Source organism: Streptomyces stelliscabiei (assembly GCF_014873495.1).
GTDB classification, from domain to species: Bacteria; Actinomycetota; Actinomycetes; order Streptomycetales; family Streptomycetaceae; genus Streptomyces; species Streptomyces bottropensis.
Window position 1 is genome coordinate 3,647,200 of record NZ_JADBGF010000001.1, and the last position, 15,936, is coordinate 3,663,135.

Annotated in this window: 16 protein-coding genes; 7 read left to right on the forward strand and 9 right to left on the reverse strand. The window is 71.0% G+C overall.

All coding sequences use genetic code 11. The features are described from left to right. The first annotated feature begins 341 nt into the window (after positions 1-341). From H4687_RS15850 to H4687_RS15870, 5 genes are all read left to right on the forward strand, one after another. A complete protein-coding gene (locus tag H4687_RS15850; RefSeq protein WP_046915117.1) occupies positions 342-1,412 on the forward strand; it encodes a M4 family metallopeptidase in 1,071 nt (356 codons plus the stop codon). 93 nt (positions 1,413-1,505) lie between these two features. Next, the gene (locus H4687_RS15855) at positions 1,506-1,772 is read left to right on the forward strand and encodes a protealysin inhibitor emfourin (protein WP_046915102.1); all 267 of its coding nucleotides are present in this window, start codon (positions 1,506-1,508) and stop codon (positions 1,770-1,772) included. An 88-nt stretch (positions 1,773-1,860) separates the two neighbouring features. Further along, positions 1,861-3,195, forward strand: a complete 1,335-nt coding sequence (locus tag H4687_RS15860; RefSeq protein WP_046915103.1) for a GH1 family beta-glucosidase — start codon at positions 1,861-1,863, stop codon at positions 3,193-3,195. Then, a complete protein-coding gene (locus tag H4687_RS15865) occupies positions 3,192-4,445 on the forward strand; it encodes an MFS transporter (RefSeq protein WP_046915104.1) in 1,254 nt (417 codons plus the stop codon). The genes H4687_RS15860 and H4687_RS15865 overlap by 4 nt, the downstream gene beginning before the upstream one ends. Positions 4,446-4,708: 263 nt before the next feature. Next, positions 4,709-6,649, forward strand: a complete 1,941-nt coding sequence (locus H4687_RS15870; protein ID WP_046915105.1) for a protein-arginine deiminase domain-containing protein — start codon at positions 4,709-4,711, stop codon at positions 6,647-6,649. A gap of 69 nt (positions 6,650-6,718) precedes the next feature. Here H4687_RS15870 and H4687_RS15875 read toward each other — a convergent pair whose 3' ends face one another. Further along, positions 6,719-7,429, reverse strand: coding sequence for a bleomycin resistance protein (locus H4687_RS15875; RefSeq protein WP_046915106.1), 711 nt, complete (start codon positions 7,427-7,429; stop codon positions 6,719-6,721). Positions 7,430-7,517: 88 nt separating this feature from the next. Further along, positions 7,518-8,480, reverse strand: coding sequence for a GTPase Era (era, locus tag H4687_RS15880; RefSeq protein WP_005479218.1), 963 nt, complete (start codon positions 8,478-8,480; stop codon positions 7,518-7,520). Between the two features lie 163 nt (positions 8,481-8,643). Here era and H4687_RS15885 point away from each other — a divergent pair, with 163 nt between their 5' ends. Together H4687_RS15885 and H4687_RS15890 are read left to right on the forward strand one after the other, a co-directional pair. Then, entirely contained in the window at positions 8,644-10,008 is a 1,365-nt protein-coding gene (locus H4687_RS15885; RefSeq protein WP_404819311.1) for an ammonium transporter, read from the forward strand. Then, positions 10,005-10,343: a P-II family nitrogen regulator gene (locus tag H4687_RS15890; RefSeq protein WP_046915108.1), complete on the forward strand. Its 339-nt coding sequence runs from the start codon at positions 10,005-10,007 to the stop codon at positions 10,341-10,343. Before H4687_RS15885 ends, H4687_RS15890 begins: the two co-directional genes overlap by 4 nt. Positions 10,344-10,426: 83 nt before the next feature. Here H4687_RS15890 and H4687_RS15895 read toward each other — a convergent pair whose 3' ends face one another. From H4687_RS15895 to H4687_RS15925, 7 genes are all read right to left on the reverse strand, one after another. Continuing rightward, the gene (locus tag H4687_RS15895) at positions 10,427-10,903 is read right to left on the reverse strand and encodes a hypothetical protein (RefSeq protein WP_005479225.1); all 477 of its coding nucleotides are present in this window, start codon (positions 10,901-10,903) and stop codon (positions 10,427-10,429) included. Between the two features lie 402 nt (positions 10,904-11,305). Next, positions 11,306-11,659 (reverse strand): cytidine deaminase, encoded by a 354-nt coding sequence (locus H4687_RS15900; protein WP_046915109.1) that lies wholly within the window; start codon positions 11,657-11,659, stop codon positions 11,306-11,308. Between the two features lie 49 nt (positions 11,660-11,708). Further along, positions 11,709-12,068 (reverse strand): MmcQ/YjbR family DNA-binding protein, encoded by a 360-nt coding sequence (locus tag H4687_RS15905; RefSeq protein WP_046915110.1) that lies wholly within the window; start codon positions 12,066-12,068, stop codon positions 11,709-11,711. After that, entirely contained in the window at positions 12,065-13,372 is a 1,308-nt protein-coding gene (locus tag H4687_RS15910) for a hemolysin family protein (protein WP_046915111.1), read from the reverse strand. The genes H4687_RS15905 and H4687_RS15910 overlap by 4 nt, the downstream gene beginning before the upstream one ends. Next, the gene (gene ybeY, locus H4687_RS15915; RefSeq protein WP_046915112.1) at positions 13,369-13,866 is read right to left on the reverse strand and encodes an rRNA maturation RNase YbeY; all 498 of its coding nucleotides are present in this window, start codon (positions 13,864-13,866) and stop codon (positions 13,369-13,371) included. Before ybeY ends, H4687_RS15910 begins: the two co-directional genes overlap by 4 nt. Before the next feature lie 14 nt (positions 13,867-13,880). Continuing rightward, positions 13,881-14,954 carry a PhoH family protein gene (locus H4687_RS15920; RefSeq protein WP_046915113.1) on the reverse strand — a complete coding sequence of 358 codons (1,074 nt, stop codon included), beginning with the start codon at positions 14,952-14,954 and terminating at the stop codon, positions 13,881-13,883. Between the two features lie 129 nt (positions 14,955-15,083). Further along, a complete protein-coding gene (locus tag H4687_RS15925) occupies positions 15,084-15,875 on the reverse strand; it encodes an IclR family transcriptional regulator (protein WP_046915114.1) in 792 nt (263 codons plus the stop codon). Positions 15,876-15,936 lie beyond the last annotated feature (61 nt).

The window sequence follows — 15,936 nt, forward strand, 5'->3', positions numbered from 1 at the left end:
GTCGGCCTCGACTACAGGCCCTCGCCGCGGCAGCTAAGGAGAAGCAGCCCGAAACGCATGATGCGGAGCAGCTTAGCCGAGCCGTCCCTGCCGCGCGGGGTCGTATCAGTATGCGGGACCGAGGAACCGATCCGGACAAAAGGTGCGCAAGGCCACACCGGGTACGACAGCGCGCCCCTCTTGGGGGCGCGGGGAACCGTGCGAGAACCCCTACGAACAGAAACCCCCACACTCAACCCTCAGTAACACGGCGGTGACGATTCGCAACCCATACGGCGACATTTCACCAATCATGGTTGCCCCTAGTGACATGCCCCTAACGGAGTGCGATCGTGCGGAACATGACGACCAACGGGGGCCACGAGCCCGTCTTCTGCACCGTCGTACCACCCCACGTCCTCGACAAGCTCACCCGCGCCGAGGACCCCGCACTCGCCGACGCCGCGCGCAGGACCCTGGAGCGCGACGCCTTCGAGCGCACCCACCGCCGTCTGACCACGGTCATCGGCGCCCCGAGCATCGCCGCGCCCGTCGGGGCCGAGACGGGCCGGCCGCACCGCACGATCCACGACGCCCGCCACGGCACGGACCTGCCCGGCAGGAAGGTGCGCGGCGAGGGCGACGAGCCCGGCAAGGACGCCACGGTCAACCGGGCGTACGCCGGCCTCGGTGCCACGTACGAGCTGTTCTGGCAGTCCTTCGCGCGCGACTCGATCGACGGCAACGGACTGCCGCTGGACGCGACCGTGCACTACGACCGCGACTACAACAACGCCTTCTGGAACGGCGAGCAGATGGTGTTCGGCGACGGCGACGGCGAGATCTTCCTCGACTTCACCATCCCGATCGACGTCATCGGCCACGAACTGAGCCACGGCGTCACGCAGTACACGGCGAACCTGACCTACTTCGGGCAACCGGGCGCGCTCAACGAGTCCATGTCGGACGTCTTCGGCGCCCTCATCAAGCAGTACACGCTCGGCCAGACCGCCGCCGAGGCGGACTGGCTGATCGGCGCGGGCCTGCTCGCCCCGCGCGTCACGGGCACCGCCCTGCGCTCGATGAAGGCCCCGGGCACGGCGTACGACGACGACGTCCTCGGCAAGGACCCGCAGCCGGCGACCATGGACGACTACGTCCGCACGGGCCGCGACAACGGCGGTGTCCACATCAACTCGGGCATCCCCAACCACGCGTTCTACCTCGTGGCCACCGCGCTCGGCGGACAGGCCTGGGAGCGCGCCGGACAGATCTGGTACGACGTCCTCACCGGCGGCGAGCTGAGCAAGCAGGCCCTCTTCGTCGACTTCGCCACGCTCACGGTGAAGGCCGCGAAGGACCGCTACGGGCAGGGCGACGAGCTGACGGCGGTGCTGAAGGCCTGGGAGCAGGTGGGCGTGCGGACGCTGTGAGGACGGGGATCGGGGACTCGGTGCGTCGGGGGACCCGGTGCACCGCAGGACGCGGTGCTGCGGTCCGGCCCCGATCCGTACTAGACATGACCCATGCGTATCGAAGTGCGGCGCACGGGCGGTTTCGCGGGCATCGAGCGGCACGCGGTGGTGGACACCGCCGGACGGCCCGATGCGGAGGAGTGGCGGGCCCTGGCCGAGTGCGCGCTCGCGGCCGACCGGGGCTCGCCGCCGTTCGGGGTGCCGGACGGCTTCCGTTACGAGATCACGGTGGACGGAAGGACGGCGTACTGCGCGGATCCCGGGCTGACACAGGAGCAGCGGGAGCTGATCACGAGGGTGCTCAAGGAGGGTGCGTGAGCAGCCCGGGAGGGGCGCCGGGGGCGCGTAACGGGCACTTCACCCTCGGGCGTTGACTTCCGTTACCAGTGGTACGGATGATCCGCCCATGGCGACGAACCCGACGAACCCGATACCCCAGTTCCCCGCAGACTTCCTGTGGGGCGTCTCGACCTCCGCGCACCAGATCGAGGGGGCCGCGGCCGAGCGCGAGCCGTCCGTGTGGGACGCCTTCACGGCCGAGGCGGGGCACGTCAAGGACGGCTCGACGGCGGAGGTGGCCTGCGACCACTTCCACCGGTACCCGCAGGACGTGGCCCTCCTGCGCGATCTGGGCGTGGGCGCGTACCGTTTCTCGGTCTCCTGGACCCGGGTGAACTCCCCGGGCGGCCTGGACTTCTACGACCGCCTGGTGGACGAGCTGGCCGGCGCGGGTGTGCGGCCGGTGCCCACCCTCTTCCACTGGGACCTGCCCTCGTCGCTGGAGGAGGCGGGCGGCTGGCTGAACCGGGACACCGCCGAGCGGTTCGCCGAGTACGCCTCCGTCGTGGCCGCCCGGCTCCGCGACCGCGTCACCAAGTGGATCACCATCAACGAGCCCGCCGAGCACACCCTGCTGGGCCACGCCCTCGGCACCCACGCGCCGGGCAAGCAGCTGATGTTCGACGCGCTCCCGGCCGCCCACCACCAGCTGCTGGGCCACGGCCTGGCCGTACGGGCCCTGCGCGCGGCCGGTGTCACGGACATCGGCATCGCCAACTCCCACGGGCCGACGTGGGCGGCCTCGCAGGAGCAGGCGGACGTCGAGGCGGCGGGCTTCTACGACCTGCTCCTCAACCGCCTCTTCGCCGAGCCGATCATCCTCGGTGAATACCCGGAGGGGATCGGGGAGTTGATGCCGGGCACGGACATCTCGGCCGACCTGAAGGTCATCTCCGAGCCCCTGGACTGGTACGGCGTCAACTACTACGCCCCGACGCGGGTCGGCGCGCCCGAGGGCGCGGACATCGAGTTCGGCGGCATCACCATCCCGGCCGAACTCCCCTTCACGGTCAAGGAGATCGAGGGCGCCCCGACGACCGACTTCGGCTGGCCGGTCGTCCCCGGGGGCCTCACCGAACTCCTCACCACCTTCCGCGAGCGCTACGGCGACCGGCTGCCCCCGGTCGTCATCACCGAGAACGGCTGCTCCTACGAGGGCGTCGACGACCAGGAGCGCATCGCCTACCTCGACGGCCATGTGCGCGCGCTGCACGAGGCGACCGAGGCGGGCGTCGACGTCCGCGGCTACTTCGTGTGGTCCCTGCTCGACAATTTCGAGTGGGCCGAGGGATACGCGCGCAGGTTCGGCCTGGTCCACGTGGACTTCGAGACGCTGGAGCGGACCCCGAAGGCCTCGTACGCCTGGTACCGGGACCTGCTGCGGGCCCAGGGCGGAAGATGACCACGACACGGCCGACGGACGCCCTCGCCGAGCCCGTCGAGCGGGTCGGCGGGGCCTGGACCTCCGCCCTGGCGCTGGCCAACGGGGCGATCTGGGTGGGCTGGTACGGCCCGCTGCAGATCCTGCTGGCCTCCCAGGCGGAGGACTTCGCGCCCGCTGCCGGCATGTCGAAGGAGTCCATGCTGGCGTGGGTGACCGGCGCCGGGGCGGTCGTCTCGCTGCTGGCCACGCCGCTGTTCGGGGCGCTGTCGGACCGGACGACGTCCCGCTGGGGCCGCCGTACGCCCTGGATCGTCGTGGGGTCGGCGGGCGGGGCGGTGTCGCTGCTGCTACTCGCGGGCGCGGGCGGGCTGTGGACCGTGACGGCCGGCTGGTGTCTGGTGCAGCTGACCCTGAACGCGTCCTGGGCGGCGGTCACGGCGGCGGTCCCGGACCGGGTGCCCCGGCTCCAACGAGGCGCGGTGGGCGGCTGGTTGGGGGCGGCGCAGATCCTCGGCGTGGTCGGCGGCACCGGGCTGGCGACGCTGGGCGGGGGTGTCGGCGCCGGGTACGCGGCGTGCGCGGTGTTCACCCTGGTGGGCGTGTTGCCGTACGTGCTGGGGCACCGGGATCCGCGGTTGCCGGCGACGGTCCGCCCGCCGTGGTCGTGGCGGGGGTTCCTGGGCGGCTTCTGGCTGAGCCCGCGGCGCCACCCGGACTTCGCGTGGGCGTGGCTGACGCGCTTCCTGATCAATCTGAGCAACAGCATCGGCCTGCTCTACCTGCTGTTCTACCTGCGGGACCGCGTCGGGTATCCCGACCCGGAGGAGGGCGTGCTGATCCTCACGGTGGTGAACGCCTCGACGCTGCTGGCGACGGTGGTGGTCTCCGGGGTGTGGTCGGACCGGGTGGGGCGGCGCAAGCCGTTCGTGTACTGGTCGGGGATGGTGATGGCGGCCGCCACCGGCGTCATCGCCCTGTGGCCGACCTGGCCCGGCACGATCGTCGCCTCGGCCCTCCTCGGCCTGGGCTTCGGGGTGTTCACCTCGGTGGACTTCGCCCTCATGACCGACGTCCTGCCGAAGGCCCTCGACCGGGGCAAGGACCTGGGCGTCATCAATGTGGCCAACTCCCTGCCCCAGGTGGCCGCCCCGGTCCTGGCCGCGCCGATCGTGACCTATCTCGGCGGCTACCGGGCGCTGTATCTGGTGGCGGCGGTGATCGGGCTGGCGGGGGCGGTGTTCGTGGGCCGGATCCGCGCGGTGGAGTAGGGCGCGCGGGCGGCGTGCGGCAGACCGGGCGGGCGGAGTACGGCCGCTCGCTCCGGCGGAGTACGGCCGCTCGCTCCGGTGAAGTGCGGCCTCTCACTCCGGCGGAGTGCGGAAGATCACGCGTTTCACAGCCGGTGCACAGACAACGGATCCGTCCTTTCCCCCGTCTTCAGTGCTGACCACGCTCGCCGCCGAAGGGACGCTCTGTGCCTACGCGTTCAACCAGACCAATCCGAACCCGCCCCGCACGGCAGGCGATAGCCGTGCTGGCGGTGTCCGGCACGCTGCTCGCGACGCCCTCGCTGGCGGCGCCCTCGGCGTTCGCGGCCGGGGCGCCCCCGACCGATCTGCGCGTGGACACGAACCGGGACGGGACGGTCGACGTCACCGGCACCACCGACACCGCCGGCGAGAACGGCTGGACCGTCGCCCGGGGCGCGCTGATGCTGCCCAACATCGACGACGACACCAAGCGCTGCCCGGTGACCGGCCCGAAGGGCAAGCCCCTCTCGGACGCCAAGCTGGCCGCCTGCAACGACGCCTCCGACACGAAGGTGAACGGCACGGCCGACGCCGCCGACCTGGCCCGCGTGCGGTCCGTACCGATGGCGAGCGTCCCCGCCGGGGCGCAGGGCAGCGTGAAGATCACGGCGGGCGCCCAGCAGACCCGGGTCTTCGTCAAGCGGGGCACGAAGTGGGAGCTCGTCACGGACAGGACCCGGCTCTCGCGGGCCGAGCTGAAGGCGGGCGTCGAGTTCGGCGTCGAGGCCCGTGACGTCATCCGGGACACCGCGAAGTGGGACGGGACGGCCCGGGTCCGGCTGACCGTGAAGTCCTCCCAGGGCACCACCGCCGACTCCGTCACTCTGCGGGTCGCCCCGCTCCTGACCCACCACCACCTGCAGAACGCCCAGCAGATGCTGGTCACCAAGGTCTCCGGTGGCAACTACGGCAAGCTCAACCGTGCCTTCCGCGAGGGCCTGGACAAGGCGGCCAAGAGCGCCGGCATCACCCAGCCGACGGTGAACTTCACCAAGTACGGCGACATCTGGGCGCAGGACTTCGTCGAGCCCGCCTACGTCAGCATGACCGGCACGAACGGCAAGCGGCAGGCCATGCGGGTGATGCTGCGCTCCGCCCAACTGGACCGGGAGTCGGGCCGGGAGCTGTTCGAGAAGATGCGCGGCCCGAACATCGGTGCCGTGCAGGTGACGGGCGCCAAGGAGTCGGAGGAGTGGACGCTCAACTCCATGGGCAACCTGGAGACCATTCCGCCGTACGCGCAGGGCGACCGCTCGTTCCCCGCGGGCCGGATCATCATGGGCCAGCGCCCGGACACCGGCTCCAAGCCGGCGAAGGTGATGCGGACGTTCCTGAAGTCGCAGGGGCTGCAGGACCCGCTGTTCCTCGACACCTCCTGGCTGCACGTGGGCCACGTCGACGAGTTCGTGCAGTTCCTGCCCGCCGACACCCCGCGCGGCTGGAAGATCGCGATCGCCGACCCCGAGGCGGGGCTCAAGCTGCTGCGCGACGCGAAGGCCGCGGGCCACGGTTCGACGTCGATGTTCTCCCTGCCGGGCGTCCCCTGGGAGAGCATCTCCGAGGCCCTCGGCTCCAAGCACCTGGTCTCCGACAACAACCTCGCCACGCGCCGCATCGAGGCCAACCTCGCGGTGCTCAAGCGCGAGACGGGCGTCACGGACGCCGAGATCGTCCGCGTCCCGGCCCTCTACACCCGGGGCCGGGAGATGGTCGGCGAGTCGCAGTCGGGCGGCGACGAGAAGATCCGTCTCCCCCGCCTGACCCGCCTCGGCGCCGGCTCCGAACTCCCGGACGCGGCACGGGAGTACGGCCAGCAGCGCCGGCTCGACGACCCGCGGGCCGACCGGGGCGCCCTGACGCCCGACAGCTCGGCGGCGGCCTCCCCGGCGGCCCCGGCGCCCTCCGTCATGACCAGCGCCTACGTCCCGGGCGCCGTCAACGGCATCGTCCTCAGCCGCACCCACTACCTGGCGCCGCGCCAGTGGGGTCCCGTCATCGGCGGCAAGGACATCTTCACCGAGGCGGTGACCGCCGCGTACGCGAGCGCCGGCATGAAGGTGTCGTACCTCGACGACTGGGAGACGTACCACCTCGGCATGGGTGAGATCCACTGCGGTACGAACACCCTGCGGAACACCTCGGCGGCCTGGTGGACGCGCTGACGCCCACCGTCGCCTGACCGCGCACGAGACGAACGCCGCCGCCCCGGAGAACCGGGGCGGCGGCTCCTTTCACACCGGCTCCCGGCCCCGCAGGTCCGCCAGCCGCAGCAGGGCGTCGTGGGCCGTCTCCCGCTGCGCGGCGGTGAGGGGCACCGCCTCGGCCCGGGCGAGCGCGGCGGTCGCCGTCTCCTCGTCGCCGAGCCGGACGGCGACGTCGGCCCGCAGCACGAGCAGCCGCAGCAACAGGGGCTCCGCGGGTTTCTGAGCCATCGCCAGAACCCGGTCGACCACCTTCGCCGCGCCCGCCGGATCGTCCTTCGAGTCGGCCAGCAGGGACGCGTGGTGCAGGGCCCGCGCGAAGGTCTCCTTCGGGGCGGGCCGGTGACTCTGGTCCGCGCTCGTGGGCTGTCCGACGCGTACGCAGTTGCCGCCCGGGTCGGTCAGCAGGAACTGCCGCACGCCGTACGACATGTCCTTCAGCGGCCCGAGCCGCGGCAGTCCCCGGGTCGGTATCCGTCCGTAGGTCTCCTTGAGCCCGGATCTGAAGGCCGTGTAGAGGCCGTCGACGTCGTCCGTGATCACGTAGCACGTGCTGAAGGACCGGGCGGGATCGAACGCCTTCAGTCCGAAGAACTGGAGTTCGATGTCACCCCGCTCGACCACCGCGAACGGGTTGGGGCTGCGCTGTCGAAAGGTCACCTCGAAGCCGAGGGCCTCGTAGAAGTCCAGCACGGGCCGGAGTGTCCGGCAGGGAAGGATCGGGATCGTCTTCTCGCCCATCACTCCACTCTAGTCAAACTTGACCAGTGCTGTAAACGAAAGGGGCGCCGGTGCGGGTCACGGCACCCCTCGCTCGTCCGCTTCGCTGTCAGAACCCCAGCTTGCGCAGCTGACGCGGGTCCCGCTGCCAGTCCTTGGCCACCTTCACATGGAGGTCCAGGAAGACCGGGGTGCCGAGCAGCGCCTCGATCTGCTTGCGGGACTTGATGCCGACCTCCTTCAGGCGCTTGCCCTTGGGGCCGATGACGATGCCCTTCTGGCTCGGACGCTCGATGTAGACGAAGGCGTGGATGTCCAGGAGGGGGCGGTCGGCGGGACGGTCCTCGCGGGGCAGCATCTCCTCGACGACGACCGCGATGGAGTGCGGCAGCTCGTCGCGGACGCCCTCCAGGGCCGCCTCGCGGATCAGCTCGGCGATCATGACCTGCTCGGGCTCGTCGGTGAGGTCGCCCTCGGGGTAGAGGGCGGGGCCCTCCGGGAGGAGGGGGACGAGCAGGTCGGCCAGCAGATCCACCTGCTTGTCGGCGACCGCCGAGACCGGCACGATCTCGGCCCACTCGAAGCCCAGCTCCTTGCCGAGCTGGTCGATGGCGATCAGCTGCTCGGCGAGCTGCTTGCTCTCGACGAGGTCGGTCTTCGTGACGATCGCGATCTTCGGCGTCTTCCTGATGGACGCCAGCTCCTTCGCGATGAAGCGGTCACCCGGGCCGAGCTTCTCGTTCGCGGGCAGACAGAAGCCGATCACGTCGACCTCGGCCCACGTCGCGCGGACCACGTCGTTGAGGCGCTCGCCCAGCAGCGTGCGCGGCTTGTGCAGGCCGGGGGTGTCGACCAGGATCAGCTGGGCGTCCGGCCGGTGCACGATGCCCCGTACGGTGTGCCGTGTGGTCTGCGGCTGGTCCGCCGTGATCGCCACCTTCTGGCCGACCAGAGCGTTCGTGAGGGTGGACTTGCCCGCGTTGGGGCGGCCCACGAAGCAGGCGAAGCCGGCGCGGTGGGCGGCCTCGGCCGGCTGCTCGGATGACTGGGTACGGACGCTCATGGCGCCCATTCTCCCTGATCCACGGAGTCCCACCGCACCCGGCACCGACGGTGAGTTTTCCGAAACCCCCACGCAACGAAACGTCACCGAAACACACCTGTACGCGTCCGGAAACGCACGCCGATCACCCTCTGACGAGCCCCCGCCCCGCCAGAGAAAGGCCGTGCCGACCGTGACCCTCGCCGCGCCACTCGCCACGCCGATCGCCGCGTCCCTCGCCTCACCGGCCGTCGACAGCGGCGACACCGCCTGGCTGCTCGCCGCCACCGCCCTCGTCCTGCTGATGACCCCCGGCCTGGCCCTCTTCTACGGCGGCATGGTCAGGACGAAGAGCGTCCTCAACATGCTGATGATGAGCTTCGTGTCGATCGCGCTGGTCACCGTCGTGTGGCTGGCCGCCGGGTATTCGCTCGCCTTCGGGGACGACGCCTTCGGCGGTCTCATCGGCGGTCTCGACCACCTCGGCATGGCCGACCTCGGCCCCACCGACGTCCACGGCACCGTCCCGACCCTCCTCTTCGCCACCTTCCAGCTCACCTTCGCGGTCATCACGGCCGCGCTGATCAGCGGCGCGATCGCGGACCGGGCGAAGTTCGGGGCCTGGCTGGTCTTCGTGCCGGTGTGGACGCTGCTCGTATACGTTCCGGTCGCCCACTGGGTGTGGGGGCCGGGCGGCTGGATCCTCGACGGCCTCGGCGCCCTCGACTTCGCGGGCGGCCTGCCGGTCGAGGTCACCTCCGGCGCCTCCGGCCTGGCGTTGTGCCTGGTCCTCGGACCGCGGCTCGGGTTCAAGAAGGACGCGATGCGACCGCACAACCTGCCGATGGTCATGCTGGGCGCGGGCCTGCTCTGGTTCGGCTGGTTCGGCTTCAACGCCGGCTCCGCGCTCGGCGCCAACGGGCTGGCCGCCGCCGCGTTCCTCAACACCCTGTCCGCCGGCTGCACCGGCCTGCTCGGCTGGCTCTTCGTGGAGCAGAAGCGCGACGGACACCCGACGACACTGGGCGCGGCCTCCGGCGCGGTCGCCGGTCTCGTCGCCATCACCCCGTCCTGCGGCTCGGTCTCCCTGCTCGGCGCACTCGTCATCGGCCTGGCCGCGGGCGTCGTCTGCTCCTACGCGGTGGGCTGGAAGTTCCGGCTGAACTACGACGACTCCCTCGACGTCGTCGGGGTCCATCTGGTCGGCGGGGTCGTCGGCACGGTCCTGATCGGCGTCTTCGCCGTGGAGTCGATGACCGGCGGACCCGAGGGTCTGCTCCACGGCGGCGGACTCGCCCAGCTCGGCAGGCAGTTGGTGGCCGTGGCCGCCGTCGGGGCGTACGCCTTCCTCGTCACGTACGGCGTCGGGAAGCTGATCGACAAGGTGCTGGGATTCCGCGCGGAGGAGGAGCACGAGCACACCGGCCTCGACCTTACGGTGCACGCCGAGACGGCATACGATCACGGCGTCCTGGGCCATGGCGCCCCGGTCGGCGCGTCCGTCTCGTCATCGTCCTCGACGTCCTCCCCGTCCTCCACGCAGAAGGCCAAGGCATGAAGCTCATCACCGCGATCGTCAAGCCGTACCGCCTCGACGCGGTCAAGACCGCCCTGCAGGAGATGGGCGTGCACGGTCTGACCGTCAGCGAGGCCAGCGGCTACGGCCGACAGCGCGGTCACACCGAGGTGTACCGGGGCGCCGAGTACCAGGTGGACCTCGTCCCCAAGGTCCGGATCGAGATCGTCGTCGAGGACGCCGACTCGGACGCCGTGATCGACGCGATCGTGAAGGCCGCCCACACCGGGAAGATCGGCGACGGCAAGGTGTGGGCGCTGCCGGTGGAGACGGTCGTACGGGTGCGGACGGGCGAGCGGGGTCCCGACGCGCTCTGAGCGGGCGGAACAGCGGGTGAAGGGGTGGTGCCGCCGGTGGGCGGCACCACCCCTTCACCCGTGATTCAGGTGCGTGCGGCGGTTCAGTCGAAGACGAACGGCCCCGGCGACTGGGCCGCGCCGGCGGTGCAGGTCACCGGGAATCCGAAGATCACCATCTGCAGCGAGCCGCCGAAGGCCTCCAGCGAGTCCCCGGGAGCGACGGTGCCGGTCAGGGGCCCGACCTCCACGCCGTCCCCGGCGGCCAGCGCCGGGTTCTCGGTGCCGGTGAAGGCGACGGTGCCGCCGCTCGCGTTCACGAAAGTGAGCGTGGACTGGATGGAGTCCTCGGCGAGGGCGATCGGCGCGGTGATCTCCTCGGAGGTGACGGTGACGGTCGCGGAGGTGCCGTCCTGCGTGGCCGTGAGCGTGGCCACTCCGGAACCGCCGATCGTGCAGCTGGCGTTGATCGTCGCGACGTCAGGGGTGACGGCCACGGCGGTGGGGGCGAGCGCGAGGCCGGTGACGGCCAGCGTCCCCGCCACGAGTGCCGAGGCGGCTCCGAGTCGTATGCGTCTCATCGAGCGAATTCCCTTCCCTGGTACGGGACGGCGCACGGGGGCATGGGGGAGCCCCGTACGTCCCGGTACGGGCGTTGCCATGTGGGGGAGGTGCAATGCGCGGCCGCGCGGCGGAATATGACGGTCCGCCAGGAGAACGGCTCCATTGAGACGCGGGCGGCCCAAGATTGCAAGAGACGGTCCGCCGGTTGTGCCGGGGCCGTCGAAAGTGGCCGAACCCGTTCGCCGGCGACACCGGCCGGCTCGCCCGTCGGGCCGCGCGGGTGGGCCGATCTGTCCCGCCCCGCACGGTTTCACCGGTGGCCGGGCCCGGTGTCCACTCGCCCGCGCATGAGTTCTCCCGCAGCTCGGCGGACTGTTACCGGCCGTAACACGCTAGGACGGGCGACTCCGGGCCCGTACTCAGCCCGCCGTCAGCGTCGTGCGTACCGACCCGTCCGGTCCGGCCAGGAGCACCGGGGTCTTCGGGCCGCCGAGGTCCCGTACGGCGGCCCGGTCCTCGTCGGAGACGGTGTCGGCGGCGGTCACCACTGCCGCCGCCTCCAGGGACGTGGCGCCGGAGGCCACCGCCATGGCGACGGCCGTGCGCAGCGCGCTCAGCCGCAGGGAGTCGAGGGCCACGGTCCCGGCGACATAGGTACGGCCCGTCTCGTCGCGGACGGCCGCCCCCTCCGGCACGGCGTTGCGGGCCCGCGCGGAACGGGCCAGGGTCACGATCTTGCGGTCCTCGGGGTCGAGCGCGCTGCTGTCGGTCATGAGCCGAGCATACGGAGACCGGGGCCGCCCACCACGCCACGGGGTGTGTTCAGGGCCGGTCGAGACGGAGCCGTTCCGCCCGGGGCAGGCCCGCCACCACCAGGTCGTACGAGTCCTCGATCAGTTCCCTGGCGAGGTGGTCGGGGAGGTCGCCGTCGAGGGTCACGGTGTTCCAGTGGCGTTTGTTCATGTGGTAGCCGGGGGCGATGAGGCCGGGGTGTTCGGTGCGGAGCCGGACCGCGTCCTCGGGGTCGCACTTGAGGTTGACCTTGAGGGGACGCTGGTCCGTCCAGCTGAGGGCGAACATCTTGCCGAGCACCTTGAAGACGGAGATCTCCGGACGGAAGGGAAAGTCCTCGACGGCCTCGTGGAAGGAGAGGCAGAAGGTACGCAACTCCTGTGGGGTCACTCGGACTTCTTCTCCCCCTCCGGCGCCTCGGCGGGACCGATCGGCTCCACCAGCACCGTGACGATCTTGTTCCGGCGGCCGGCCGCGGCCTCCGCCGTGAGGCGCAGTTCGCGCTCGTCCGGCAGGGCGACGACCGAGGAGGCACCGGCGATGGGGACACGGCCCAGGGCCTTGGCGAGGAGGCCGCCCACGGTCTCCACGTCCTCGTCGTCGTAGGCCTCCAGGCCGTACAGCTCCCCGAGGTCGGTGATGTCCAGGCGGGCGGTGACGCGGTAGCGGTCCTCGCCGAGGTCCTCGACGGGCGGGAGTTCGCGGTCGTACTCGTCGGTGATCTCGCCGACGATCTCCTCCAGGATGTCCTCGATGGTGACGATCCCGGCGGTGCCGCCGTACTCGTCGATGACGACGGCGACGTGGTTGCGCTCCTGCTGCATCTCGCGGAGCAGGTCGCCGGCGTTCTTCGTGTCGGGGACGAAGACGGCGGGGCGCATGGCCGTGGACACCAGTTCGCTCTCGGCGTCCCGGCTGATGTGTGTCTTGCGGGCCAGGTCCTTCAGGTACACGATCCCGACGATGTCGTCCTCGTTCTCACCGGTGACCGGTATGCGCGAGAAACCCGAGCGCAGGGCGAGGGTGAGGGCCTGACGGATGGTCTTGTAGCGCTCGATGGCGACCAGGTCGGTGCGCGGGACCATCACCTCGCGGACGAGGGTGTCGCCCAGCTCGAAGACCGAGTGCACCATGCGGCGCTCCTCCGCCTCGATCAGCGACTCCTTCTCGGCCAGGTCGACCAGCGCGCGCAGTTCGGCCTCGGAGGCGAACGGGCCGCGCCGGAAGCCCTTGCCGGGCGTCAGAGCGTTGCCGATGAGGATCAGGAGCGAGGGAATGGGCCCCAGGACCCGGGCCAGCGGCAGCAGCACGTACGCCGCCGCCGTGGCCGTGTTCATGGGGTGCTGGCGGCCGATGGTGCGGGGCGAGACCCCGACGGCCACATAGCTGACGAGGACCATCACGGCGATGGCGACGGCCAGGGACTGCCAGGTCCTGTCGAACGCCTGCAGGCAGGCGTAGGTGACCAGCGCGGCGGCGGCCATCTCGCAGGCCACCCGCACCAGCAGCGCGAGGTTCAGATAGCGGGTCGGGTCGGCCGAGATCTGGGCGAGCTTCGCGCTGCCGCGCCGCCCGGACCGTACGGCCTCCTCGGCACGGAAGCTGGAGACGCGCGCGAGGCCCGCCTCCGCGCAGGCGGCGAGCCAGGCGACGACCACCAGGGCGACGGCACCCGCGATGAGAGTCGCGCTCATGACACGGTCGGTGCCGGGGAGGGGCCGGTGAAGCCCTTCTCCGCGCGCCAGCCGTCCACGATGGCGGCCTGCAGGCCGAACATCTCGGCCTTCTCGTCGGGCTCCTCGTGGTCGTAGCCCAGCAGGTGCAGCACCCCGTGGACGGTGAGGAGCTGGAGCTCCTCGTCCATGGAGTGCTGCGTGTCCGCTTCCCTGCCCTGCTTCTCGGCGACCTCGGGGCACAGCACGATGTCACCGAGCAGGCCCTGCGGCGGCTCGTCGTCGTCCTTCGACGGCGGACGCAGCTCGTCCATCGGGAAGGACATGACATCGGTCGGACCGGGGAGGTCCATCCACTGGATGTGCAGCTGCTCCATGGCGTCCGTGTCCACCACGATCACCGACAGCTCGGAGAGGGGGTGGATGCGCATCCGTGTCAGCGCGTAGCGGGCGATGTCGAGGATCGCCTGCTCGTCGACCTCGGTTCCGGACTCGTTGTTGACGTCGATCGACATGGTGCGGTGTCTGTCTACTTCCCCTTGGGCCCGGACCGCCTGCCCCGGCCGCCCTGGTGGCCGCCGTTCTCGGTGCCGTGCTCGCTGTCGTACTTCTCGTACGCGTCGACGATACGGCCGACGAGCTTGTGCCGTACGACATCCTGCGACGACAACCGGGAGAAGTGCACGTCGTCCAGGCCCTCCAGGATGTCCTGGACCTGACGCAGACCGGACTTCGTGCCGTTCGGCAGGTCGACCTGGGTCACGTCACCGGTGATGACGATCTTCGAGTCGAAGCCGAGGCGGGTGAGGAACATCTTCATCTGCTCGGGCGAGGTGTTCTGGGCCTCGTCGAGGATGATGAAGGCGTCGTTCAGCGTTCTTCCCCGCATGTAGGCGAGCGGCGCGACCTCGATCGTCCCGGCGGCCATCAGCCTCGGGATCGAGTCCGGGTCCAGCATGTCGTGCAGCGCGTCGTACAGCGGGCGCAGGTAGGGGTCGATCTTCTCGTAGAGCGTGCCGGGCAGGAAGCCCAGGCGCTCGCCGGCCTCGACCGCCGGGCGGGTCAGGATGATGCGGTTGACCTGCTTGGACTGCAGGGCCTGGACGGCCTTGGCCATGGCCAGGTAGGTCTTGCCGGTGCCGGCGGGGCCGATGCCGAAGACGATGGTGTGCTTGTCGATGGCGTCGACGTACCGCTTCTGGTTGAGCGTCTTGGGGCGGATCGTGCGGCCACGCGAGGACAGGATGTTCTGCGTCAGCACCTCGGCCGGGGTCTCCTGGCCGTCGCTCTTCCCGTTCTCGCTCGCTCTCAGCATGGCGATCGAGCGTTCCACTGCGTCCTCCGTCATCGGCTGTCCGGTGCGGAGCACCAGCATCATCTCGTCGAACATGCGCTGGACGAGGGCGACTTCGGGGGCGTCGCCGACCGCGCTGATCTCATTGCCCCGGACATGGATGTCGACCGCCGGGAAGGCCTTCTCGATCACGCGCAGGAGGGAGTCGCCGGAACCCAGCACGGTCACCATGGGGTGCGCCGCGGGGACGGTGAACTGTGCTCTCGCCTTGCCCTGCGCGGGGGTGTGAGCTGTGGGTGTCTGAGTCATGAGCCGGCTCTGGGGCCGCGGTTCCTCCTTGACGCGGTGGGGCTGGTGTCGCCCCTTCTTCCAGGGTACGACGCGGCGGTGACAGTGCTGTAGGGCTTTTCCGGGGCCGCTCGGGGCCGGCCCCGGCCTTCAGCGCCAGACCGGCGCCCCCGCCCCTCCCGGGGTGGTCGCCTCGATCTTCGCGCGGATCTCCCGCATGACGTCCACGATCCGCCGCTCGTGCTCCGGGGTCAGGCGGGCGACCGGGACCGAGCAGCTGACGGCGTCCTCGGCCGGGGTGTCGGTGCGCAGGGCAAAGCCGAAGCCGACGATGCCGGTGACGCCCTCCTCGCGGTCGACGGCGTAGCCGCGGGCGCGGACACCGGCGAGGTCGGCGGCGAGGGCGTCGCGGGTGGTGCGGGTGTGCGGGGTGAGCGCCTCGTAGGGGCCCTCGGGGAGGTCGCTGTCGGGGCGTTCGGCGAGGAGGGCCTTGCCGAGGGCGCCGGCGTGGGCGGGCAGGCGGCGGCCCACGCGGCTGATCGTGCGCAGGTACTCGTGGGACTCGCGGGTGGCCAGGTAGGCGACGTCCGTGCCGTCGAGACGGGCGAGGTGGATGGTCTCCCCCAGCGCCTCGGACGCCTCGTCGAGATAGGGCCGTACGGCGCGTACGCGCGGGTCGGAGTCCAGGTAGCTGGTGCCGGTGAGCAGGGCGCGGATACCGATGCCGTAGAGGGAGCCGGTGGTGTCGGTGCGGACCCAGCCCCGGTCGATCAGGGTCCGCAGCAGGGCGTACATCGAGCTGCGCGGGACCCCCAGCTCGTCCGCCAGTTCCTGGAGGCGGGCGGGGCGGTCGCCGCGCGCGGCGAGAAGTTCCAGCACCTCGACCGTACGGGCCGCCGATTTCACCTCGCGGACGCCCCCGGCGCCGTCTGTCTCCGCCATGGGCCGATCGTATGCGGGGCCGCGCCGCACGCCGGTGGCGTCTCTTGACGCCCCTCGTTCA

Excerpts from the sequence above, each read along its gene's own strand:
- H4687_RS15850 (WP_046915117.1), top strand. The coding sequence starts at position 342 with ATGACGACCAACGGGGGCCACGAGCCCGTCTTCTGCACCGTCGTACCA.
- H4687_RS15855 (WP_046915102.1), top strand. The coding sequence starts at position 1,506 with ATGCGTATCGAAGTGCGGCGCACGGGCGGTTTCGCGGGCATCGAGCGG.
- H4687_RS15860 (WP_046915103.1), top strand. The coding sequence starts at position 1,861 with ATGGCGACGAACCCGACGAACCCGATACCCCAGTTCCCCGCAGACTTC.
- H4687_RS15865 (WP_046915104.1), top strand. The coding sequence starts at position 3,192 with ATGACCACGACACGGCCGACGGACGCCCTCGCCGAGCCCGTCGAGCGG.
- H4687_RS15875 (WP_046915106.1), bottom strand. The coding sequence starts at position 7,429 with ATGGGCGAGAAGACGATCCCGATCCTTCCCTGCCGGACACTCCGGCCC.
- era (WP_005479218.1), bottom strand. The coding sequence starts at position 8,480 with ATGGGCGCCATGAGCGTCCGTACCCAGTCATCCGAGCAGCCGGCCGAG.
- H4687_RS15890 (WP_046915108.1), top strand. The coding sequence starts at position 10,005 with ATGAAGCTCATCACCGCGATCGTCAAGCCGTACCGCCTCGACGCGGTC.
- H4687_RS15895 (WP_005479225.1), bottom strand. The coding sequence starts at position 10,903 with ATGAGACGCATACGACTCGGAGCCGCCTCGGCACTCGTGGCGGGGACG.
- H4687_RS15900 (WP_046915109.1), bottom strand. The coding sequence starts at position 11,659 with ATGACCGACAGCAGCGCGCTCGACCCCGAGGACCGCAAGATCGTGACC.
- H4687_RS15910 (WP_046915111.1), bottom strand. The coding sequence starts at position 13,372 with ATGAGCGCGACTCTCATCGCGGGTGCCGTCGCCCTGGTGGTCGTCGCC.
- ybeY (WP_046915112.1), bottom strand. The coding sequence starts at position 13,866 with ATGTCGATCGACGTCAACAACGAGTCCGGAACCGAGGTCGACGAGCAG.
- H4687_RS15920 (WP_046915113.1), bottom strand. The coding sequence starts at position 14,954 with ATGACTCAGACACCCACAGCTCACACCCCCGCGCAGGGCAAGGCGAGA.
- H4687_RS15925 (WP_046915114.1), bottom strand. The coding sequence starts at position 15,875 with ATGGCGGAGACAGACGGCGCCGGGGGCGTCCGCGAGGTGAAATCGGCG.